Origin of the sequence: Xanthobacter albus (assembly GCF_043194895.2) — a bacterium.
Classification (GTDB): Bacteria; Pseudomonadota; Alphaproteobacteria; order Rhizobiales; family Xanthobacteraceae; genus Xanthobacter.
Genome location: NZ_CM195532.1, coordinates 1266047 through 1289144, shown reverse-complemented (window position 1 = coordinate 1289144; position 23098 = coordinate 1266047). Strand labels below are relative to the sequence as shown.

The following is a 23098-nucleotide window of genomic DNA, read 5'->3' as shown; positions in this document are numbered from 1 at the left end:
GCCCCCGCGTCAACCTTGCGTCCACCCGGCTTCGGGTCCGCCATCCCGGCGCGCGGGCGGCGGGCGGAAAGCCTGATGCCGCACCTGCATCGCACCTCGGCGCGGGCGCGGCAAGCCGGCCCCAGCGGCAGCCGCAGCGACCTCAAACAGAAGTGAGTACGACGGACCCGCCGCCGTGGAGGGCCTGCAGGCGCCATCGTACTCCAGGGTGAGACGCCGTGCCGCGGCCCGTCGCCTCGCAGCCTCGTCGCCGCATCGGTTTCCCTGCACCCGGCAGGTTCGCGCGCAAAAATGCCGCTTACGGAAGCTGCACCCGATTCTTGGACCGGAACAGGCGGTCTCCGCCTTGCGAGAAATCAATGACCAGGTCCCATTGGCCGGGACCAGCATCGGTGCGCGCGCGATAGCGGCCGTCGCCCAGGGGCTGGAGCGTCAGCACCACGTCGCGCCGGGCGTCGGTGGGGTGGGCGAAGCGCCCGTCCGCATCGAGGTTCGACAGCGGGCGGCCCGCATCGTCGAGCGCGCGCACCACCACCTCGCGCGCGTTCGCGCCCGGGGACTGGATGTCCGCCTCCACATTCCAGTGGCGAGCCTCCTGCGCCTCGGCCGCGTTTGATTCCTTGGTGAAGCTCAGGCCCGCCTTGTAGGAGCTCTCGGTTTCGAGGCCCGCGAAGGTGCTGACGGCATAGCGCGCCATGATGAAGTTCACGGTCATCACCAGGGCGAAGAAGGCCAGCAGGCCCGCCAGCACCATCCCGCCCGTGATCCGCCGGGGGCCTGCCTTGTTCCCGTCCGCTGCCGTCATCCGCCACTCCATCGCCCCGAGGGCCGCGCGCGGCCGCCATTTCCTCCCCCGGGCATTTCCGGGTGAAGGGACATCCCATCACCCGGAAAGACACTCGGGATCAACGATCCAGAACGATGCCCGCGGGCCTGCTGCCCGCGGTGCGCGCTCTAGGGGCCGATGAAGTGGTCGTTGACCGACGCCGACCGGCCCGTCCCCACATCCCGAATCTGGAATATGAGCGGAAGTGAGGCGGACGGGGGCAGCTTGTCATGGGTGGTCACCAGCACCCGCAGCTCGCGGGTCTGGTCCGGGCCGATGACGAGCTTGCCCGCATTGTCGCCCACCACGTCGAGCCGTGCGCCGGGCACGCCGTCGATGGAGAGGGCGAAGGTGCGCTCCTGGAGCTGCTTGTTGGTGAGGCGCACGGTGTAGGCGTTTCGCACCGAGCCGTCCGAGAGGGTGACGAACAGCGGGTTGCGGTCATGCAGCGCGGAGACGCCCTCCGTGGAACGGCTCACCAGCGTGCCGAGCATGAGCCCGCAGACGCCAACGATGAGCGCCGCATAGAGCAGCGTGCGCGGCCGGATCAGGCGCTGCACGAAGGGCTTGCCGGCAAGCCGCGCCTCCATGTTCGCCTCGCTCTCATAGGTGATGAGCTCGCCCGGCCGGCCGATCTTCTTCATCACGGTGTTGCAGGCATCGATGCACAGGCCGCACTGGATGCAGGCGAGCTGGGAGCCGTGCCGGATGTCGACGCCCGTGGGACAGACATTCACGCACTGGCCGCAATCGATGCAGTCGCCCGCCGGCTGGCCCGCCGCCCGCGCCGCCGCCGCCTTCTTCACCGATGCGCGCGGCTCGCCGCGATCGTAGCAATAAGTGACGTTGAGCGCATATTCGTCGGTCAGCGCGGCCTGAATGCGGGGCCAGGGGCACATGTAGGTACACACCTGCTCTCGCATGAAGCCCGCGAGGGCATAGGTGGTGAAGGTGAGGATGCCGATGGACGCATAGGCCACCATCGGCGCCTGGAAGGTCACCAGCTCCTTCACCAGGGTCGGCGCATCCGCGAAGTAGAGCACCCAGGCGCCGCCCGTCCACCAGGCGATCAGCAGCCAGATGGCGTGCTTGAGTGTGCGGCGCACCACCTTGTCCGCGCTCCAGGGCGCGGCATCGAGGCGGATGCGCTCACGCCGGTCGCCTTCCACCAGCCGCTCGACCGCCATGAACAGGTCGGTCCACACGGTCTGCGGGCACATGTAGCCGCACCACACGCGGCCTGCCACCGCATTCATGAGGAACAGAATGAGCGCCGCGAGAATCAGCAGGCCGGCGACGTAATAGAATTCCTGCGGCCAGATCTCGACGAAGAAGAAATAGAAGCGCCGCGCGGGCAGATCGAGCAGCACCGCCTGATCGGGCGCATCGGGGCCGCGATTCCACCGCACGAAGGGCAGCAGGTAATAGATGGCGAGGGAGACGATGAGCACCGCCCACTTGATGGTGCGGATCCGGCCGTGCACCGCCTGTGGGAAGATCTTCTTCCGGCTCTCGTAGAGCGGGATATCGTCGTCCGGTCCGGCGATGTTGGGCTCGTCGCCGGAGGGGTGGGATTCAGGCTTGGTCGTCAGGGCAGTCATGGATGGATCGCCGAAATTTGACCGCGGGCGCAAAACCCGAGGCGACGCGGAGAATGGCCCCAGCGGAAGGGCCCCCGCTTCCCGCCAGCGTTGGCGCGCATCGGGGGTTCTTGCGGCCCCCTGGGCATTCGCCTTTTTGGGAGCGTTAAAATATTCATGCTCTAGAATGTGGAGCGCTGTCATGTGGTCGAAAGGCCACACCGGCATTTCGTCGCGCGGCAATCGGCGCAAGTCCCCGACCAAACAGGCGGCCGCACGTGCTTTGGCGGGAGCCATGGTCCGCCACGTGCGCGCCTGGCGCCTCCTCCCTGGCGCCTCCACCCCGGCGGGCGGCGCTTGCCCGCCGCCATCAACTCAGCGCTTCATGCCGCCTTCACGAGAGCATTTTCAACCGGGGCGGCCACCGGCGCACGTGAAAAATCGCGTGAACTCGACCATCTGGAGCGGCGGCCGTGCGTAGCCCGCGCTGAAAGCGCCCCGGACGAGGCCGGCACGCCAGCCGCCGACATCGACGGCGCCCCGGCGGCCCGATGCCCCTCCATAAGGCAAAACCCCGGGCGTCGTCCGCCCGGGGTTTCGCGTTCCTGAGCCTGGAGGCTGGTCAGCGACCGCCGCCGAGGGAGTGCACATACACCGTCAGCACCTTGATGGTGGTGGCGTCGAGACGGTTGTGCCACGCTGGCATCACGTTGCCGCGACCGTTGGTGACCGCATACTCGATGGTCGCCTTGTCGGAGCCATAGAGCCAGATGTTGTCGGTCAGGTTCGGAGCGCCCAGCTCCTGGTTGCCCTTGCCATCCTCGCCGTGGCAGGCGGCGCAGTTGGCCATGAAGACCTCCTTGCCCTGCTCCGAGAGGGGCGACGACTTGTCCAGGCCCGAGAGGGTCCGCACGTAGCTCGCCACCGCCGAGATCTGGGGCTTGGTCAGGATGCCGTCGCGGCCGAAGGCCGGCATGGAGCCCACATGGGCCTGATCGTCACCGGACCGGATGCCGTAGCTGATGGTCTGGTAGATCTGGTCGAGGCTGCCACCCCAGAGCCAGTCGTCGTCGTTCAGGTTGGGGAAGCCCACGGCGCCGCCGCCACCCTGGCCGTGGCACGGGGCGCAGTTGTCGGCGAAGGCCACGCGGCCCTGGGCGCGGGCCAGGGTCAGCAGCGCGGGGGTGTCCTCGATCTGCTGGAGCGAGGCATCGGCCAGCTTGGCGGTGCTCTCGGCGCGCAGCGCCCTGAGATCCTCGAGCTGGGTGCTCACGGCGGTGCGGGAGTTCCAGCCCAGCACGCCGGGAGTGGCGGAGGAGATGAGCGGCCACGCCGGGAACATGATCCAGTAGGCGATGGACCAGAGGATCGTGGCATACCACACCCACAGCCACCAGCGCGGCAGCGGGTTGTTGAGCTCCTCGATGCCATCCCACTCGTGCCCGGTGGTGGTGACGCCGGTGACCGGGTCGAGCCGGCCCTGATGGGAATTCTGATTGGTGCTCACGGGATCAATCCTCTTTGAGCGGAATCTTTGCGGCGTCGTCGATTTCCTTCTGCCGCTTCTTGCCGGGCCAGAAGGCGTAGACGACCACCAGAACGAAGGCGAGCACGAACAGCACCAGACCCCAGGTCTGCGCGATGCCGGCCAGCCACTGGTAAGTCTCCGACATGGCTCACCTCACGTTCGCTTTATTGTCGTAGAGCTTGAAGTCCACCAGCGTGCCTAGCATCTGCAGGTAGGCGATGAGGGCATCGGCCTCGGTGATCTCGGCGGGGTTGCCGTCGAAATCGCGGACCTGGGCCTTCGGGTAGCGCTTCTGCAGCCCCTCGGCGTCGGCGTCGGTGGTGGCCTGGGTGGTCAAGTCGGCCTGCGCGTTGGCGATCATGTCCTCGGTGTAGGGCACGCCCTCCCACGAGAGCACCTTCATGTCCTGCGCGATGTGCTTGACGTTCAGGCGGTTCTGCGAAAGCCACGGGTAGGCCGGCATGATGGAGGCCGGAACCACGGAGCGCGGATTGTGCAGGTGCTCCTGGTGCCACACGTCCGAATACTTGCCGCCCACGCGGGCGAGGTCCGGGCCGGTGCGCTTGGAGCCCCACTGGAAGGGGTGGTCGTACATGCTCTCGGCCGCCAGCGAGTAGTGGCCGTAGCGCTCCACCTCGTCACGCAGGGGGCGGATCATCTGCGAGTGGCAGTTGTAGCAGCCCTCGCGGATGTAGATGTTGCGCCCCGCCAGTTCGAGGGGGGTGTAGGGCCGCATGCCCTGCACCGTCTCGATGGTGCTCTTCAGGTAGAAGAGCGGGGCGATCTCCACCAGACCGCCGATGGAGATCACGAAGAGGATCCCCAGCATCAACCAGTAGGTGTGCTTCTCGAAGATCTGGTGCTTGGCCCAGATGGACGTGCCTTGCGACGCCATGGGTCGTTCTCCCTCATTCCGCGGGGGCGAGGGCGAGCTTCTGCTCGGCCACCGCCTGCGGCATGTTGATGGTCTTCCACACGTTCCAAGCCATGATCAGGCCGCCGATCACGAACAGCAGGCCGCCGGTGGCGCGGATGACGTAGAGCGGATGCACGGCCTCGACGGTCTCGATGAACGAGTACTCAAGGAAGCCGAGGCTGGTGTAGGCACGCCACATCAGGCCCTGCATGATGCCCGCCACCCACATGGAGGAGATGTAGAGCACGATGCCGAGGGTGGAGATCCAGAAGTGCCAGGCGATGGCCTTCACGGAATACATCTGCGGCTTGTTCCACAGCCACGGCACGAGGCAGTAGATGGCGCCGAAGGAAATGTAGGCCACCCAGCCCAGCGCGCCGGAATGCACGTGGCCGATGGTCCATTCGGTGTAGTGGCTGAGCGAATTGACCGCCTTCACCGCCATCATCGGGCCTTCGAAGGTGGACATTCCGTAGAAGGCCACGGACACCACCATCATGCGGATCACCGGGTCGGTGCGCAGCTTGTCCCACGCGCCCGAGAGGGTCATGAGGCCGTTGATCATGCCGCCCCAGGAGGGCATCCAGAGGATCACGGAGAAGGTCATGCCCAGGGTCTGCGCCCAGTCCGGCAGCGCGGTGTAGTGCAGGTGGTGCGGGCCGGCCCAGATGTAGATGAAGATCAGCGCCCAGAAGTGGACGATGGACAGACGGTACGAATAGACCGGCCGCTCCGCCCGCTTGGGGATGAAGTAGTACATGATGGCCAGGAAGCCGGCGGTCAGGAAGAAGCCCACCGCGTTATGGCCATACCACCACTGGAACATGGCGTCCTGCACACCCGACCAGTAGATGTAGGACTTGTCCGAGAAGAGGGACACCGGGATGGTCACGTTGTTGCCGAGGTGCAACATCGCGATGGTGATGATGAAGGCCAGGTAGAACCAGTTCGCCACGTAGATGTGGGGCTCGCGGCGCTTCCAGATGGTGGCGACGAACACCAGCAGGTAGGTGACCCACACGACCGTCAGCCACAGGTCGGCGTACCACTCGGGCTCCGCATACTCCTTCGACTGGGTGATGCCGAGCAGGTAGCCCGTACCGGCGATCAGGATGAAGAAGTTGTAGCCCAGCATCACGAACCACGGCGCCAGATCACCCGCGAGGCGGGCATGCGACGTGCGCTGCACCACATAGAAGGAGGTGGCGAGAAGCACGTTGCCGCCGAAGGCGAAGATCACCGCCGAGGTGTGCAGCGGCCGCAGCCGGCCGAACGACAGCCAGGAGGTGTCGAAGTTCATCGCCGGGAAGGCGAGCTGCCAGGCCGCGAGGTCGCCCGCGAGGAAGCCCGCGACGCCCCACACCACGGCGGCGACGACGCCGAACCTCACGACGCCGAAATTATAGTTGGGCTTGCCGTCGATGAGCTGCGGCACGTCCCCCGCAGGACGGTCCATGTAGCGGTTGCCGATGGCGAACACCGCGGCGATGGACCCGGCCGCGAACAGATAGGCATGGAAGGCATAGGCCGCGCTGTAGGCCTTCGCCGCCACGATGATGGAGAGGAAGGCCAATACCGCGAAGACCACCAGCAGGGCGGCCTCCCCGAACCGCATGGACTTCGCCGGGGCCGGGATTGGATCTTGGATTGTCGACATTGCAGAACCCCTTGCGCCGAGGCGTGACACTGCACCTACGGAGCCTCCAGCGCACCATGCGCGTGAGGCTCATTTTCTCCTTGATACAGGTCAAAGGTGCGTGATGTCGCGCGGCGCGTGGGCGCTGCGGCTGCGGGTCGCGCCAAAATGACGCTTTTCCCCCGCTTTTGGCGGGCAAAATTCCACGCCTTCCGCAACGGCCGCCCGTTCGCCCCGCCGACAAATCCCCCTACCGGCCTGCATCCCGCACGCCGGACAGTGCCCGGCGCCGGCCCGCCCCCGCGCTGCGGCGCGGCTGCGAAACTCTCGTTATGCCGGCACCTTGGGCGAAAGCCCCGGCGCCGGCGCGCGGCTCACCGCGCACGCGCGGCTGCTCCCTCTGGAAGCGGACGCGCCAGCGTCTCATATCCGACACGGAGCGCCAATCGGGGCGCCCCGCGCGCGCTCAGGCGCGAACCATGCCAACGATGTCCTTCACGTCGCGGATGGTCTGATCGGCGATGACGCGGGCGCGCTGCGCCCCGTCGGCGAGAATCGCGTCGATGGCGGAGACGTCCCCCATCAGGCGCTGCATCTCGGCGCCGATGGGGCCGAGCTTCGCCACCGCGAGATCCACCAGCGCCGCCTTGAAGGCGGAGAACTGCCCGCCGCCGAAATCCCGCAGCACCTGGGCCTTGGAGCCGTCCGAAAGGGCGGCGTAGATGCCCACGAGGTTCTCCGCCTCCGGCCGGCCCTTCAGCCCCTCTTCCTCTGAAGGCAGGGGCTCGGGATCGGTCTTGGCCTTGCGCACCTTGCCGGCGATGGTGTCGGCGTCGTCGGTCAGGTTGATGCGCGAGAAATCGGAGGCATCCGACTTCGACATCTTCTTCGCCCCGTCCCGCAGGCTCATCACGCGCGTAGCCGGCCCGGCGATGAGCGGCTCGGTGAGGGGGAAGTAGCCCTCCCCGTGCCCGCCGGCGGCGATGGAGGGCGCGAAATCGGTGTTGAACTTCTGCGCGATGTCGCGCGTCAGCTCCAGGTGCTGCTTCTGGTCCTCCCCCACCGGCACGTGGGTGGCGCGGTAGAGCAGGATGTCGGCGGCCATCAGGGTGGGATAGGCGAACAGGCCCACGGAAACGTTCTCGCGGTCCTTGCCGGCCTTCTCCTTGAACTGCGTCATGCGGTTCAGCCAGCCCATGCGGGCGACGCAGTTGAAGATCCAGGCCAGCTCGGCATGGCCGGAAACCTGACTCTGGTTGAACACGATGTGCGCCCTGGGGTCGATGCCGCAGGCGATGAAGGCGGCCGTCACCTCGCGGGTGTGGCGCTTCAGTTCCTCGGGGTCCTGCCAGACGGTGATAGCGTGGAGGTCCACCACGCAATAGACGCACTCGTGGCTGTTCTGCAGCTCCACGAAGCGCTTGATGGCGCCGAGATAATTGCCGAGGTGCAGGTTGCCCGTGGGCTGCACGCCGGAAAAGACACGTTCTGCGACCGCCGCCATGGCGAACTCCTGAAGGGCGCGCGCGCCCCGCTGTCCCGGATCGAGGGGCGGAGAGCCCGCCCCTTCCCGCATGGAACCATGCCGACGCGCCGCGACCCCGGACCGGCCGGGAACGCCAAGCGGGCGCGAAAGCGGAGAGGCGCTGCCGGCGGTGCCGGCCCGAGCGGGAGCCGCCCGCGGCCGAAAGGCCGCGCCATGGCCTCATGCGGAACCGGGGCGTCATGCCACCCCCGCCCCGCCGATGCAAGAGAGGGCGGCCCCTCAGCGCCCCATGCGGCCCACGAGACGCTTCACACCGAAGGCGCAGCCGCCGTAGACCGCCACCCCGAGCCCCACCAGCACCGCGAGCCGCGCCGCGCGCGCCAGCTCTCCCGCGCCGGGTGTCCAGCGCGCCTCCGCCGCCGCCACGCATGTGCCCATCAGCAGCGCGGCCGCCAACAGGCCCAGGCCGGTGGCGGCCACCCGCCGGTCGAAGGCGAGCGCACCGCGCCGCGCCAGCAGCGCGGCGAAGACCGCGAAAGACCCCCAGGCGGAGAGCGCGACCGCAGCCGCCGCCCCCACCGGCCCCGCGAGCGGCGTGGCCACCGCCGCCGCCGCGAGGCACAGGGCGAGCGAGCCGAGGGCGATGCGCTCCGCGCCGCGCACCAGCCCCGATGCGGCGGCGGTAGCGGAGAGAATGCGCTCCAGCCCCTGCGCCGGCAGCGCCAGCGCGAGCACCGCCAGGAGGGTGGCCGTGAGCGCGGAATCCTGCGCGTCGAACGCCCCACGCTGGAACAGCACCACCACGATGGGATGGGCGAGCGCCGCCAGCCCCACGGCGGCGGGCAGCGCGAAGGCGAGCGCCGCCAGCACCGCGTTCGAGGCCGCCTCGGCGCCCGCGCGGCCGTCGCGCGCCGCGGAAAGGGCCGCCTGGCGGGCAAGCAGCGGCACCAGCACCGCCCCCGCGCTCGCGCCCACGAGGCCCAGCGGCAGGTCCATCAGGCGCTGGGCGTAATTGAGCGCGGCCACGGCCCCTTCGGAGCCCGAGGCGAAGGCGGCCGCGATGATGATTCGGAACTGGCTGAGCCCCGCGAACAGCAAGGCGGGCGAGGCGGCGCGCAGCACCGCCCAGGCCGCCCGCCACGGCGGCGGCGCCCCCTTCCCCTCCTCGGCGGGGGCGAAAGCGGGCCGCGCCGGGCAGCCGCGCGCAGCCGCCATCATCAGCAGCCATTGGCTGATGCCGGCGGCCACCGTGGCGGCGGCGATGGCGAAGGCCGCCGTGTCGCCCGCCACCAGCCCGCGCGCCAGCAGCATGAAGATGACGGCGAGCACGGTGAGATTGGCGGCGAGCGGCGCCAGCGCCGCCAGCAGCACCCTGTGGGCGGCGTTGGCGATGCCGCCATAGATGGCGGCGAGCCCCGCCAGCGGCAGATAGAGCACGGCCACGCGCCCGCACAGGATGGCGACCTCCGCCCGGTCGCCGTCGGGCACGAAGCCGGGCGCCAGCAGGCGGATGAGCTGCGGCATGAAGGCCGCGGCCGCCAGCGCCAGCGCCAGCAGCACGCCGCCGAGCACCAGCAGCGTCGCGCCGGCGAGCGCCCGCGCGGCGCGCGGCCCCGCGCCCTCCGCCCTCACCAAGGCGGGGATGAAGGCGAGGTTGAACGCCCCTTCCGCCAGCAGGCGCCGGGCCAGCAGCGGCAGGGAGAGGGCGGCGGTCAGCGCATCCGCCACCGGCCCCACGCCGAGGATGGCGGCGGTGGCCGCATCGCGCACAAAGCCGAGCACCCGCGAGGCCAGGGTCGCGGCCGAGACCATGGAGGTGCGCGCGGCAACGGCGCGGGCCGGCGAGGACCGTGCGGGCGAAGACATGGCCCGGGCTATGCCGCGTCCGGGGCGGGATGTCGAGGGGCCCCGCCCGCCCGCCTCCGCCGCGCGCGTCGGCGATGGCCGAAATGCCGTCGATCATCCGGTCCACCCGCGCAGAACGCGCGATGCACGGCATGCGGAATGCTGCGTTCCGCCGCCCCTTCTGACCCCTGGGCCCGGCGCCCGCCCTGCCGCCCTATGTCGGTTGCGCCAGGAGGGGCGCACCGGGCAGCGGCGGCGAGAAGCGCTCCGCCTCCGCCTCCGCCCCCGCTTCGGCTTCGTGCGGGAGTGCTTCCCGGATGTAGCGGTCGCGCAGGATGCGCCCACCGTCCCTCCCGGTCCCGCAGCGAGGCGGACAGGAGAGGAACGGCCAGCCCGCCGCCGGCGCGTAAAGCGCTTTCGAGCAAGGTGGAAACCGGTTCGCGTGAAGAAAACGCATCAACTCACGAATCGAGAGCGCGATGAAGGGCGCACCGCGCGAGGGCGCTGCGCTGGGGCATCGGGGCCGGGCCGCAAGTTCCGCCGGCCGCGTTCCGGAGAGGGAACGGAGCGGTCGAGAGACGCCGCGAGGGCGGCATGCTCCGCCGGCGTCTCCACGATACAGCCCTTGCAGGCGCGGCCCACCCGGCTGGAGACCGGCTCCGGCAGCCGGCCCAGCACCATGTCCGGCAGGCCGGAGCGGAAGACGGCAGACGTGGCGGCGGGCAGCCCGTGACGCGGAGGGCGACTGAAATCGACCGGCATGGCTCGTGGTTTCGGGAGGAAGCGAAAGGCGCCATGCGCCCGGAGCGAATTCGAGACCGCCGGCTTGCACCGTCCGGTTCGGCGTGAGCGAAATGGCAACCTCGGCTGCTCCATCCTCTGCAGGAAGCAGCCGGCGCCGCGAGGCGCGCGGCGGCGCTGGGAGAACATCCGCCATGGCCATGACCGATCGAGACCGCGCTGCACGCGCCGCCCACGGGCTGATGTCGGTCGCGGCGCCCGATGTCGCGGCGGCGGCGGAAGCCTGGCTCGCCCGCCTCGCCCACGAGCGGCGGCTGTCGCAGAAGACCCTGGAAGCCTATGCCCGCGACCTTGCCACCGTGCTGCGGCAGCTCTCCCTGCACCTGGGCGAGCGCCCCGGCCTGCCCGCCCTCGCGGCGCTGAAGCCCATGGACGTGCGCGCCGTGCTGGCGGCCCGCCGCGCCGACGGGGTGGCGCCGCGCACGCTGGTGCGGCTGCTCGCCGCCGCGCGCTCCTTCGCCCGCCACCTGGAGCGCGAGGGCCAGGGCAAGGTGGGGGCGCTCGCCGCCGTGCGCGCGCCCAAGGTGCCCAAAAGCCTGCCGAAGCCGGTCTCCATGTCCGCCGCCCTCGCCCTTTCCGATCCCGCGACCCGCGCGGGCGAGGAGCGCGAGCCCTGGGTGCTGGCCCGCGATGCCGCCGTCATCGCGCTGCTCTACGGCGCCGGCCTGCGCATCTCGGAAGCGCTCGGCCTCTCCGCCGGCGCGGTGACCGCGGGCACCGACCAGATCACTGTGACCGGCAAGGGCAACAAGACGCGCATGGTGCCGCTCATTGCCCCGGTGGCCGCAGCCATTGCCGAATACAAACGCCTGTGCCCCCACGTGCTGACACCCGAGGGGCCCCTCTTCCGGGGCACGCGGGGCGGACCGCTCTCGCCGCGGATCGTGCAGTTCGCGGTGGCGCACATGCGGGGCGCCCTGGGCCTGCCGGACACCGCGACACCCCATGCGCTGCGCCACTCCTTCGCCACGCACCTGCTGGCGCGGGGCGGCGACCTGCGCGCCATTCAGGAACTGCTCGGCCACGCCTCCCTCGCCACCACGCAGATCTATACGGAGGTGGACGCCACCGCCCTCATGGCCGCCTACCGCGCCGCCCACCCGCGCGCCTGAGGAGATCTGGACGGCGATCGCGCGATTTTCCTTTACAGAAATATGACGTCTTTTTAAGAAAACGAGACACCATGGAACGGTCCCTTGCCCCTTCCCTTTCGATCCCCGCCATGACGCCCGTGCGCCCCGTCATCGAGCATATGTCGCTGGGAACCGTGGACCTTGCGCGCGCCGCCGCCTTCTACGACGCGGTGCTGGCGCCGCTGGGCCTCGCGCGGGTGGCGCAGGAGGCGGAACCGAGCGGCGCCTCGGCCTGCTGGGGCCCGCCCGGCATGCTGCCCGCGCCCGAGGGCGTGCCGGGCTCCGCGCCCTTCTGGCTGGAGGAGCGGGACGGCCCCATCGCCTGCCCGCCCGGCTTCCACCTGTGCTTCCACGCACCGGACCGCGCCGCCGTGCACGCCTTCCACGCCACCGGCCTCGCCCACGGCGGCACCGACAACGGCGCCCCGGGCCCGCGGCCCCAATATGGAGACACCTATTACGCCGCCTTCCTCAAGGACCTAGACGGCTGGCGCATCGAGGCGGTGACCTACGCTCCGGAATGAGCCCGCCGGAGGCAGGTGCCCGCAAGCGCTTCGGCGGAAACGATTTATTAGCCGAAGCACCGCATGTTTACCCTATCGATCGGCCCTGCCGATACTCCAAGTGACCTCCTTGAAGCCCCTCCGGACCCTGGTCCCGAGGGGCTCTTTTTTTGCGCGCTGCCGCTGAAACGAAGCGGGCCGGCGCGAGGTCTCCCCCGGCCGGCCCGAATCTCAAGCGGGTATGCGCCCCGCGATGCGGACTTCGAGCCGAGGCCCCGCCGCGTGCGGCTGACAGGTCCCGCCAAATCCGGCGCGGCCCCGGCGGATAACCGGGGCCTTTCGCATCACATGTGGATGGCGCGCTTCTCCACGGCCATCGCCGCCTCCTTCACCGCCTCGGAGCGGGTGGGGTGGGCGTGGCAGGTGCGGGCGAGGTCCTCGGACGAGCCGGCGAACTCCATCAGCACCGCGCATTCGTGGATCATCTCGCCCGCCTCGGGGCCGATGATGTGGGCGCCGAGCACCCGGTCGGTGGCGGCATCGGCCAGCACCTTCACGAAGCCGTCGGTGGTGTTGTTCACCTTGGTGCGGCCGTTGGCGGTGAAGGGGAACTTGCCCACCTTGTAGGCGATGCCCGCGGCCTTCAGCTCTTCCTCGGTCTTGCCGACGGAAGCGACCTCCGGGAAGGTGTAGACCACGCCGGGGATGACGTCATAGTTCACGTGGCCGGCCTTGCCCGCCAGCATCTCGGCGCAGGCCACGCCCTCGTCCTCGGCCTTGTGGGCCAGCATGGGGCCGGCGATCACGTCGCCGATGGCGTAGATGCCGGGCACGGAGGAGGCATAGTGCGCGTCGGTGACAATGCGGCCCTTCGGGTCCTTCGCCACGCCCACGTCCTCCAGGCCGAGGCCGGCGGTGTAGGGAATGCGGCCGATGGCCACCAGCACCACGTCGGCCTCCAGCACCTCGGCGGCGCCGCCGGCGGCGGGCTCCACGGAGATCTTCAGGGTCTTGCCCGAGGAATCCACGCCCGTGACCTTGGTGCCGAGCTTGAACGCGAAGCCCTGCTTTTCCAGGATGCGCTGGAAGGAGCGGGCCACCTCGCCGTCCATGCCGGGCAGGATGCGGTCCAGGAACTCCACGACAGTGACCTGGGCGCCGAGGCGCCGCCACACGGAGCCTAGCTCCAGGCCGATGACGCCGGCGCCCACCACCACGAGCTTGCCCGGCACCTTGTCCAGCGACAGCGCGCCGGTGGAGGAGACGATGCGCTTCTCGTCGATGGCCACGCCCGGCAGCGGCGCGACATCCGAGCCGGTGGCGACGAGAATGTTCTTCGTCTCCAGGGTCTCGACCTTGCCGTCGGCGTTCAGCTTCACCTCGACCTTGCCGGGTGCGAGGATCTTGGCGGCGCCCATGTAGACGTCGACCTTGTTCTTCTTCAGCAGGAACTCGACACCCTTCACGTTGCCGTCCACGCCGCGCTCCTTGAAGGCGAGCATGGCCTTGAGGTCGAGCTTGGGCTGCGAGACGCCGATGCCCATGTCGGCGAACTTGTGGCCGGCCTCCTCGAAGAATTCGGAGGCGTAGAGCAGCGCCTTGGAGGGGATGCAGCCCACGTTGAGGCAGGTGCCGCCATGGGTGCCGCGCTTCTCGCAGACCGCCACCTTCAGGCCGAGCTGGGCGGCGCGGATGGCCGCCACGTAGCCGCCGGGGCCGGTGCCGATGACGATGAGATCGTAGGACATGAGAATTCCCTCGTGGTGAGAGGCCGCCGCGCCCGCCTCAGGGCACCGTGGAGGCCCTTTGCAGAGCGATCCGGATGCCGAGGCCGATGAGGAGCGCGCCGGTGATCCGGTTGAACCAGCGGCCGAAACGGGCGAGGCCGTCGCGCACGGCCCGCCCGGTAAAGAAGAAGGTAACGGCCGTGAACCACGCGACGGCGAACACGGCCAGAGAAAGGGCGTAGACGCCCTGGACGGCGAGCGGCGTATCCGCGCTCACCACGGTGCCGAACAGGGAAAGGAAGAACAGCACCGCCTTGGGGTTCAGCGCATTGGTGAGGAAGCCGACGGCGAAGCTGCGGCGGCCGGACACGGCGGCCCGCGCGAGACCTTCGGCCTCGGGCGCCTCACCGGAGGGCGGCGGGGCCGCCCAGGTCTTCACGCCCACATAGACGAGATAGGCCGCGCCCAGCCATTTGAGCACCATGAAGGCCGGCAGCGAATGCGCCACCAGAAGGCCCAGCCCCGCCAGCGTGTAGCCGGCGTGGCACAGAAGCGCCGCGCCGATGCCGAGGCTCGCGAGCACGCCCGCGCGCCGGCCATGGACCACGCTCTGGCGCGCCACCATGGCGAAATCCGGCCCCGGAACGATGGCCGCGAGCGCGAACACCGCCATCAGGGTCAGATATTCGGAAAGGTGGCTCCCCATCGCTTGCTCCCGGCCCGCGCCGGCCGCCGCAGGCGCCGGCAGGGGCGCCCGCGGGGCCGCTCAGGCCCGCTCGGATCAGAGGTCCAGCACGAGACGCGCCGGGTCCTCCAGGGTCTCCTTCACGCGCACCAGGAAGGTCACGGCCTCGCGGCCGTCGACGATGCGGTGGTCGTAGGAGAGGGCGAGGTACATCATCGGGCGAATGACCACCTGGCCCTTCACCACCACCGGGCGCTCCTCGATGCGGTGCATGCCGAGGATGCCGGACTGCGGCGCATTCAGGATCGGGGTGGACATCAGCGAGCCGTAGATGCCGCCGTTGGTGATGGTGAAGGTGCCGCCCTGCATGTCCTCGATGCCGAGCTTGCCGTCACGCGCCTTGCGGCCGTAGCCGGCGATCTGCTTCTCGATGTCGGAGATGGAGAGCAGGTCCGCGTCGCGCACCACCGGAACCACGAGGCCCTTCTCGGTGCCGACGGCGATGCCGATGTTGTAGTAGTTCTTGTAGACGAGGTCGGTGCCGTCGATCTCGGCGTTCACCGCCGGCAGGTCCTTGAGGGCCGCGATCACCGCCTTGGTGAAGAAGCCCATGAAGCCGAGCTTGGTGCCGTGCTTCTTCTCGAACGCGTCCTTGTACTGGGCGCGCAGGGCCATCACGCCGGACATGTCCACGTCGTTGAACGTGGTGAGCATGGCGGCGGTGTTCTGGGCGTCCTTCAGGCGGCGGGCGATGGTCTGCCGCAGCTTGGTCATCTTCACCCGCTCCTCGCGGGCGGCGTCCACCGGGGCCGAGGGCGCGCGCGGCGCGGAGACGGGCGCGGCCGGAACGCCGGAAGCGACCGCGGCGAGAATGTCGCCCTTGGTCACGCGGCCATCCTTGCCGGTGCCGGGAACGGCGGCCGGGTTGACGCCGGTCTCGGCGGCGATGCGGGCCACGGCCGGGCCGTTGGCTCCGGCGGCCGCCGGAGCGGCGGCGACGGGCGCGGGAGCAGCGGCCGGCGCGGGCGCCGGAGCAGCAGCGGCGGGCGCGGCAGCCGGAGCGCCGGCGCCTTCGGCGATGGAGCCGAGCAGGGCGCCGACGCCGACGGTGTCACCGTCCTTGGCGATGATCTCGGCGAGCACGCCGGCCGCCGGAGCGGGCACCTCGACGGTGACCTTGTCGGTCTCCAGCTCCACGATGGGCTCGTCGGCCTTCACGGCCTCGCCGGGCTTCTTGAACCACTTGCCGATGGTCGCTTCCGTCACGGACTCGCCCAGAGTGGGTACGCGGATCTCGGTCGCCATTGTGTCTGCCCCCGCAGGGGCCTCCCTCAACTGTCGGCATGTGCCGGGGCGTCCCGGCACCTCGTGTGTAAGACTTAAGGCCGGGCGCGAAGCCTGGCGTCGAAAACATCGATCAGCCGTCGGGCCGCCGGCCCGCTGGCTGATCGTGAAGGCAGGGGGCACCGCCCCGGGAATGCCGCCGCCAGCCGGCGCGCCGCTTCGCCGCGCGAGGCGGCTCGGGGCGCGAAGGCGGGCGCGGCACCGGCCGGCCTCAGCCCAGGGCGTCCTCTAGGAAGGCCTTGAGCTGCGCCATGTGCTTGGACATGAGGCCGGTGGCGGTGGCGGCGGAAGCCGGACGGCCCGCGTAGCGCGGCCGCCTGGAAGCGCCGCCGACCTGCTCCAGCACCCATTCCAGGTAAGGCTGCACAAAGGACCAGGAACCCTGGTTCTTCGGCTCTTCCTGGCACCACACCACTTCGGCGTTCTTGAAGCGGGACAGCTCCTGCACCAGCGTCTTCAGCGGGAACGGATAGAGCTGCTCCACGCGCAGCAGGTAAACGTCGTTGACGCCCCGCTTCTCGCGCTCCTCCAGCAGGTCGTAATAGACCTTGCCGGCGGAGAGGACGACCCGGCGGATCTTCTCGTCCGGCACCAGCGTGACGCCGGCGACGTCCGGATGCGACTGGGCATCGTCCCAAAGCACGCGGTGGAAGGTGCTGCCGGCCACCATGTCGTCCAGGCGCGACACCGCCTTCTTGTGACGCAGCAGCGACTTGGGCGTCATCAGGATGAGCGGCTTGCGGAACTCGCGGTTCAGCTGCCGGCGCAGGATGTGGAAGTAGTTGGCCGGGGTGGTGACGTTCGCCACCTGCATGTTGTCCTCGGCGCAGAGCTGGAGGTAGCGCTCCAGGCGAGCGGAGGAATGCTCCGGGCCCTGGCCCTCATAGCCATGCGGCAGCAGGCACACGAGGCCGCTCATGCGCAGCCACTTGCGCTCGCCCGAGGAGATGAACTGGTCGAACACCACCTGGGCGCCATTGGCGAAATCGCCGAACTGGGCCTCCCACAGCACCAGCGTGTTGGGCTCCGACAGCGTGTAGCCATACTCGAAGCCGAGCACCGCCTCCTCCGAGAGCATCGAGTTGATGACCTCGTACTTGGCCTGGGTGTCGGAGAGGTGGTTGAAGGGCTTGTAGCGGGCCTCGGTCTCCTGGTCGAGCAGCACCGAATGGCGCTGGGAGAAGGTGCCGCGCTCCACGTCCTGGCCGGAGAAGCGGATGGGATGGCCCTCCTCCAGCAGCGAGCAGAAGGCCAGCGCCTCGCCGGTCGCCCAGTCGATGCCGACGCCGTCCTCGATCGCCTTGCGGCGGTTGTCGAGGAAGCGCTGGATGGTGCGGTGGACCTTGAAGCCCTCCGGAACCTGGGTGATCTTCTCGCCGATGGCCTTGAGCTTGTCCTCGGCGACCCCGGTGACGCCGCGGCGCGGATCGTCATTGTCCTGGGCAGCCTTGAGGCCGGCCCAGCGGCCGTCGAGCCAGTCGGCCTTGTTGGGCTTGTAGGCCTGGCCGGCCTCGTACTCGGCCTCCAGGCGCTCGCGCCAGGTGGCGCGCATGGTGTCCACCTCGCCGGCGGTGACCACGCCCTCGGCTTCCAGCTTCTTGGTGTAGAGCTCCAGCACGGTCGGGTGCTGGCGGATCACCTTGTACATCTTCGGCTGGGTGAACGCCGGCTCGTCGCCCTCGTTGTGGCCGAAGCGCCGGTAGCAGAACATGTCGATGACGACAGGCTTGTGGAAGCGCTGGCGGAACTCGATGGCCACCTTGGCGCAGAACACCACGGATTCCGGATCGTCGCCGTTGCAGTGCAGGATCGGCGCCTCGATCATCTTCGCCACGTCGGACGGATAGGGCGAGGAGCGCGAGTAGCGCGGATTGGTGGTGAAGCCGATCTGGTTGTTGATGATGAAGTGCAGCGAGCCGCCGGTGCGGTGGCCCTTCAGGCCCGAGAGGCCCAGGCACTCGGCCACGACGCCCTGGCCGGCGAACGCCGCGTCGCCGTGGATCAGCAGCGGCAGCACCATGGTGCGCTCGACATCACCGAACTGGTCCTGCTTGGCGCGCGCCTTGCCGAGCACCACGGGATCGACGATCTCCAGGTGCGAGGGGTTGGCGGTCAGCGACAGATGCACCTTGTTGCCGTCGAACTCCCGGTCGGAAGACGCACCCAGGTGGTACTTCACGTCGCCCGAGCCTTCGACGTCGTCGGGGGCCCAGGAGCCGCCCTTGAACTCGTGGAACAGCGCGCGATGGGGCTTGCCCATCACCTGGGTCAGGCTGTTCAGGCGGCCACGGTGGGCCATGCCGAACACGATTTCCTTGAGGCCCAGGTTGCCGCCGCGCTTGATGATCTGCTCCAGGGCGGGGATCAGGCTCTCGCCGCCGTCGAGGCCGAAGCGCTTGGTGCCGGTGTACTTGACGTCGAGGAACTTCTCGAAGCCCTCGGCCTCCACCAGCTTGTTGAGGATGGCGCGCTTGCCCTCGCGGGTGAAGGTGACCTCCTTGTCCGGCCCCTCGATGCGCTCCTGGATCCAGGCCTTCTCCTCGGGCGAGGAGATGTGCATGAATTCCACGCCGATGTCCGAGCAGTAGGTGCGGCGCAGGATGGCGAGCATCTCGCGCACGGTCGCGAACTCGAGGCCGAGGACGTGGTCGATGAAGATCTTGCGGTCGAGGTCGGCCTCATAGAAGCCGTAGGAGACCGGGTCCAGCTCCAGCGCCTCACGCGGCGGGGTGAGGCCGAGCGGGTCGAGGTTGGCGTGCAGGTGGCCGCGCATGCGGTAGGCGCGGATCATCATCAGCGCCTTCACGCTGTCGCGCGTGGCCTGCTGCACATCCTGCGCGCTGAGCTCCACGCCCGCCTTCTGCGCCTTGGCCTTCACCTTGTCGCCGACGTGCTTCTCCACCTCGACCCACTGGCCATCCATGGCCGAGACCAGCTCGCCATTGGCGTGCAGCGGCCAGTTGGGGCGCTTCCACGAGGCGCCGCGGGCATTGGCGAGCACCTGGGCGGGATCATCCTTCAGCCCGGCGAAGAAGCTCTGCCACTCGGCGTCGACCGAGCTCGGGTCCTGCTCGTAGCGGGCGTAGAGATCCTCGATCCAGGCGGCGTTGGCGCCGTCGAGGAAGGAGGTGTTCAGGAAAATATCGTTCTGTTCCGCGCGCGACATGGGTGTCTTCCCGGATGGCCTCAGGCCTCGCCGTCCTGTGCGCCTTCCGCACGGGAAACAAGGCCCGGACCTGAAAAATCTGCCACAACATGACGCTCCGGCCGAAACCGGACCGCCTTTTCCACTCCTGCCCGGCTCGTGGCAGCCACGGCAAGGGGTGCTCTTCCGCTTTACATAGTCCCGCCAGGCCCAAGGCAAAAGCCGACCTGACGCGCGTCATCCGCATGATTGTTCAGCAGCCGCTCCGCCCGTCGCCGGAAAACACGGCGAAATTCAGAGCCGGCGCTTCCTCCCGCGCCCCTTATTTGTCATCGGCGCCTTCGCGCGCCCGCGGCCACCCCCATGGGCGTTGACCTCCCGCCGGCACCACGCGCCCCCGGCTGCCGAAGCAGGCCGGGAATGCCCGGAGGCAGCCGTGCCGCCTCCGGGAAAACCATGCCCCCGGCGGCGGCCACGGCCGCCATCCGGAGGAGCGCGCCCCGCGAGGGGCGCCGGGCCTCAGCCCTTCAGCACGTCCACCAGGGTCTTGCCGAGGCGGGCCGGAGAGGGGGACACCTTGATGCCCGCCGCTTCCATGGCCGCGATCTTGTCCTCGGCGCCGCCCTTGCCGCCGGAGATGATGGCGCCCGCATGGCCCATGCGACGGCCGGGAGGAGCCGTGCGGCCGGCGATGAAGCCCACCATCGGCTTCTTGCGGCCCTTCTTCGCCTCGTCGGCGATGAACTGGGCGGCCTCTTCCTCGGCGGAGCCGCCGATCTCGCCGATCATGATGATCGACTCGGTCTTGGGATCGGCGAGGAACATCTCCAGCACGTCGATGAACTCGGTGCCCTTCACCGGGTCGCCGCCGATGCCCACCGCCGAGGTCTGGCCGAGGCCTTCCTGGGTGGTCTGGAACACGGCTTCATAGGTCAGGGTGCCGGAGCGCGAGACCACGCCCACCGAGCCCCGCTTGAAGATGTTGGCCGGCATGATGCCGATCTTCGATTCGCCGGCGGTCACGATGCCCGGGCAGTTGGGCCCGATGAGGCGCGACTTGGAGCCGGAGAGCGCCCGCTTCACCTTCACCATGTCCAGCACCGGGATGCCCTCGGTGATGCAGACGATGAGGGGGATCTCGGCGTCGATGGCCTCGAGGATCGCGTCAGCGGCGCCGGGCGGGGGCACGTAGATGACGGACGCGTCGGCGCCGGTCTTCTCCCTGGCCTCGATCACGGTGTCGAACACCGGCAGGCCGAGGTGGGTGGAGCCGCCCTTGCCGGGGCTGGTGCCGCCGACCATCTTGGTGCCGTACATGATGGCCTGTTCCGCGTGGAACGTGCCGTTCTTGCCGGTGAAGCCCTGGGTGATGACCTTGGTGTTGGCGTCGATCAGCACGGACATCACGCGGCATCCTTCTTCACAGCGGCCACGATCTTCTGCGCGGCGTCGTCCAGGTCGTCGGCAGGGATCACGTTGAGGCCGCTTTCGCGGATGATCTTCTTGCCCTCTTCCACATTGGTGCCTTCGAGGCGCACCACCAGCGGAACCTTGAGGCCCACCGCCTTCACCGCCGCCAGCACACCGTTGGCGATGACGTCGCACTTCATGATGCCGCCGAAGATGTTGACGAGAATGCCCTTCACGTTCGGATCGGCGGTGATGATCTTGAAGGCCGCGGTCACCTTCTCCTCGTTGGCGCCGCCGCCCACGTCGAGGAAGTTGGCCGGGCTCTCGCCGTAGAGCTGGATGATGTCGAGGGTCGCCATGGCGAGGCCGGCGCCGTTGACCATGCAGCCGATGGTGCCGTCGAGGGCGATATAGGCGAGATCGTACTTGGACGCCTCGATCTCCTTCGCGTCTTCTTCCGTCAGGTCGCGCAGCTCGACGAGCTCGGGATGACGGAACAGGGCGTTGGAGTCGAACGAGACCTTGGCGTCGAGCACGCGCAGCTGGCCGTCCTTGGTGACGATCAGCGGGTTGATCTCGAGCATGGCCATGTCGCTCTCGGTGAACGCGGCGTAGAGCACGTTCACGAGCTTGCCGGCCTGCTTGGCGAGGTCGCCGGAAAGGCCCAGGGCCTCGGCCACCTTGCGGCCGTGGAAGGGCTGGGCGCCGGTGGCCGGGTCCACGGAGAAGGTCACGATCTTCTCAGGGGAGTTGTGGGCCACGTCCTCGATGTCCATGCCGCCCTCGGTGGAGACCACGAAGGCGACGCGGGAGGTCGCGCGGTCCACGAGCAGCGACAGGTAGAATTCCTTCTCGATATCGGAGCCGTCCTCGATGTAGAGGCGGTTCACCTGCTTGCCGGCCGGGCCGGTCTGCACGGTGACGAGCGTGTTGCCCAGCATCTCGCCGGCAAACTGCTTCACCTCATCGATGGACTTGGCGAGGCGCACGCCGCCCTTCTCACCGGCGGCCGCCTCCTTGAACTTGCCCTTGCCGCGCCCGCCGGCGTGGATCTGGGACTTCACGACCCAGAGCGGGCCGCCCAGCTCCCTGGCCGCGGCCTCGGCGTCTTCCACCTTGAGCACGGGCACGCCGCGCGAGACCGGCGCGCCGAACGTCTTCAGCAGCGCCTTGGCTTGGTACTCGTGAATATTCATGTCTTCGTCCCCTAAAGGGTTGCGAAGTGCCCCTTCCCCCCTGAACCGACCCCGGCCGCCTCGTTGCGAGGACGCGCCGCCGCCGCCTCCATTGCAGTGCTGGTGCAGTGCTGGGGCCCGGTACCCGCCCCGGCCGAACGGCCCGGAGGGAAACCCGCACCCCGAGGAGGGGAACATTCGTCTCCTTCACCTCGCCGGCGTGATGACCGGCACGATGACGGCACTCCCGTGGGAGGGCCGCCGTTGACCGAGATCACTTCCCGAGATCGGGTGCGATCTTCAGACAGGCCTCCACCAGTCCCTCGACCGATGCGACCGATTTTTCGAACATGGCGCGCTCCTGATGGTCGAGCTCGACCTCCACGATACGCTCCACTCCCCGCGCGCCGATGACGACCGGCACGCCCACGTAGATATCTTTGAGCCCGTAGGCGCCGTCGAGACGCGCGGCGGCCGGCAGCAGGCGCTTCTTGTCCCGCAGGTAGCTCTCCGCCATGGCGATGGCGGAAGCCGCGGGCGCATAGAAGGCCGAGCCGCTCTTCAGGAGATTGACGATCTCCGCCCCGCCGTTGCGGGTGCGCTCGACGATAGCGGCGATGCGCTCGGCGCTGGTCCAGCCCATGCGGATGAGGTCCGGCACCGGAATGCCGCCGACCGTGGAATAGCGCACCAGCGGCACCATGGTGTCGCCGTGGCCGCCCAGCACGAAGGCGGTGACATCCTCCACCGACACACCAAATTCATCGGCCAGGAAGTATCTGAGGCGCGCGGAATCGAGCACGCCCGCCATGCCCACCACCTTGGCCGCCGGCAGGCCGCTGGTGCGCTGCAGCGCCCACACCATGGCGTCCAGCGGATTGGTGATGCAGATCACGAAGGCTTCCGGCGCGTACTTACGTATACCAGCCCCCACCTGCTCCATCACCTTGAGGTTGATGGCCAGCAGGTCGTCGCGACTCATGCCGGGCTTGCGCGGCACGCCGGCGGTGACGATCACCACGTCGGCGCCGGCGATGGCATCATAGGTGTTGGTGCCGGCGAAGGCGGCGTCGAAGCCCGCGACCGGGGCAAGCTCGGCCAGATCCAGAGCCTTGCCCTGGGGCACGCCTTCCACCACGTCGAACAGGACCACGTCGCCCAAATCCTTCAGCCCGGCCAGAAGGGCGAGCGTTCCGCCGATCTGGCCGGCCCCGATGAGGGCGATCTTGTTGCGGGCCATGCCTGTTCCCCGGAAATGAGCCTGCCACGTCGAGCAGGAGCCGAGCGGCGCTTGACTACTCCCATTACACAAGGCGTTCAAGCCGCCGGCCTTGCACAAATAGTGGGATATGACACTC

17 protein-coding genes are annotated in these 23098 nt (G+C 69.0%); 2 read left to right on the top strand and 15 right to left on the bottom strand.

Annotation, left to right across the window (positions count from 1 at the left end):
- Positions 1–298: 298 nt before the first annotated feature.
- The 8 genes from V5F75_RS05815 to murJ form a co-directional block, all read right to left on the bottom strand.
- Complete coding sequence (locus V5F75_RS05815; protein ID WP_394033520.1) at positions 299–805, bottom strand: FixH family protein; 507 nt, start codon at positions 803–805, stop codon at positions 299–301.
- A gap of 149 nt (positions 806–954) precedes the next feature.
- Entirely contained in the window at positions 955–2427 is a 1473-nt protein-coding gene (gene ccoG, locus V5F75_RS05810; RefSeq protein ID WP_394033519.1) for a cytochrome c oxidase accessory protein CcoG, read from the bottom strand.
- Positions 2428–3028: 601 nt separating this feature from the next.
- The gene (ccoP, locus tag V5F75_RS05805) at positions 3029–3913 is read right to left on the bottom strand and encodes a cytochrome-c oxidase, cbb3-type subunit III (RefSeq protein ID WP_394033518.1); all 885 of its coding nucleotides are present in this window, start codon (positions 3911–3913) and stop codon (positions 3029–3031) included.
- A gap of 4 nt (positions 3914–3917) precedes the next feature.
- Entirely contained in the window at positions 3918–4079 is a 162-nt protein-coding gene (locus tag V5F75_RS05800) for a cbb3-type cytochrome c oxidase subunit 3 (RefSeq protein WP_393987926.1), read from the bottom strand.
- A 3-nt stretch (positions 4080–4082) separates the two neighbouring features.
- Positions 4083–4829 (bottom strand): cytochrome-c oxidase, cbb3-type subunit II, encoded by a 747-nt coding sequence (gene ccoO, locus V5F75_RS05795; protein ID WP_394033517.1) that lies wholly within the window; start codon positions 4827–4829, stop codon positions 4083–4085.
- A gap of 13 nt (positions 4830–4842) precedes the next feature.
- A complete protein-coding gene (ccoN, locus tag V5F75_RS05790) occupies positions 4843–6465 on the bottom strand; it encodes a cytochrome-c oxidase, cbb3-type subunit I (protein WP_394033516.1) in 1623 nt (540 codons plus the stop codon).
- A gap of 487 nt (positions 6466–6952) precedes the next feature.
- On the bottom strand, positions 6953–7990 hold the full coding sequence (gene trpS / locus V5F75_RS05785; RefSeq protein ID WP_394033515.1) for a tryptophan--tRNA ligase: 1038 nt from the start codon (positions 7988–7990) through the stop codon (positions 6953–6955).
- Between the two features lie 261 nt (positions 7991–8251).
- The gene (gene murJ, locus V5F75_RS05780; protein ID WP_394033514.1) at positions 8252–9838 is read right to left on the bottom strand and encodes a murein biosynthesis integral membrane protein MurJ; all 1587 of its coding nucleotides are present in this window, start codon (positions 9836–9838) and stop codon (positions 8252–8254) included.
- Between the two features lie 962 nt (positions 9839–10800).
- Between murJ and V5F75_RS05775 the strand changes: the two genes are divergently transcribed.
- On the top strand, positions 10801–11730 hold the full coding sequence (locus V5F75_RS05775; RefSeq protein ID WP_394033654.1) for a tyrosine recombinase XerC: 930 nt from the start codon (positions 10801–10803) through the stop codon (positions 11728–11730).
- 71 nt (positions 11731–11801) lie between these two features.
- Positions 11802–12275 carry a VOC family protein gene (locus tag V5F75_RS05770; protein WP_394033513.1) on the top strand — a complete coding sequence of 158 codons (474 nt, stop codon included), beginning with the start codon at positions 11802–11804 and terminating at the stop codon, positions 12273–12275.
- A 323-nt stretch (positions 12276–12598) separates the two neighbouring features.
- Here the strand turns inward: V5F75_RS05770 and lpdA are convergent, their stop codons facing one another.
- From lpdA to mdh, 7 genes are all read right to left on the bottom strand, one after another.
- Positions 12599–14002, bottom strand: a complete 1404-nt coding sequence (gene lpdA, locus V5F75_RS05765) for a dihydrolipoyl dehydrogenase (protein WP_394033512.1) — start codon at positions 14000–14002, stop codon at positions 12599–12601.
- Positions 14003–14039: 37 nt separating this feature from the next.
- Positions 14040–14687, bottom strand: a complete 648-nt coding sequence (locus V5F75_RS05760) for a LysE family translocator (RefSeq protein WP_394033511.1) — start codon at positions 14685–14687, stop codon at positions 14040–14042.
- A gap of 75 nt (positions 14688–14762) precedes the next feature.
- A complete protein-coding gene (odhB, locus tag V5F75_RS05755) occupies positions 14763–15971 on the bottom strand; it encodes a 2-oxoglutarate dehydrogenase complex dihydrolipoyllysine-residue succinyltransferase (RefSeq protein ID WP_394033510.1) in 1209 nt (402 codons plus the stop codon).
- 250 nt (positions 15972–16221) lie between these two features.
- A complete protein-coding gene (locus V5F75_RS05750; protein WP_394033509.1) occupies positions 16222–19176 on the bottom strand; it encodes a 2-oxoglutarate dehydrogenase E1 component in 2955 nt (984 codons plus the stop codon).
- Between the two features lie 498 nt (positions 19177–19674).
- A complete protein-coding gene (gene sucD / locus V5F75_RS05745; protein ID WP_394033508.1) occupies positions 19675–20559 on the bottom strand; it encodes a succinate--CoA ligase subunit alpha in 885 nt (294 codons plus the stop codon).
- Positions 20559–21761 (bottom strand): ADP-forming succinate--CoA ligase subunit beta, encoded by a 1203-nt coding sequence (gene sucC, locus V5F75_RS05740; RefSeq protein WP_394033507.1) that lies wholly within the window; start codon positions 21759–21761, stop codon positions 20559–20561. Before sucC ends, sucD begins: the two co-directional genes overlap by 1 nt.
- A 253-nt stretch (positions 21762–22014) precedes the next feature.
- Complete coding sequence (mdh, locus tag V5F75_RS05735; RefSeq protein WP_394033506.1) at positions 22015–22980, bottom strand: malate dehydrogenase; 966 nt, start codon at positions 22978–22980, stop codon at positions 22015–22017.
- Positions 22981–23098 lie beyond the last annotated feature (118 nt).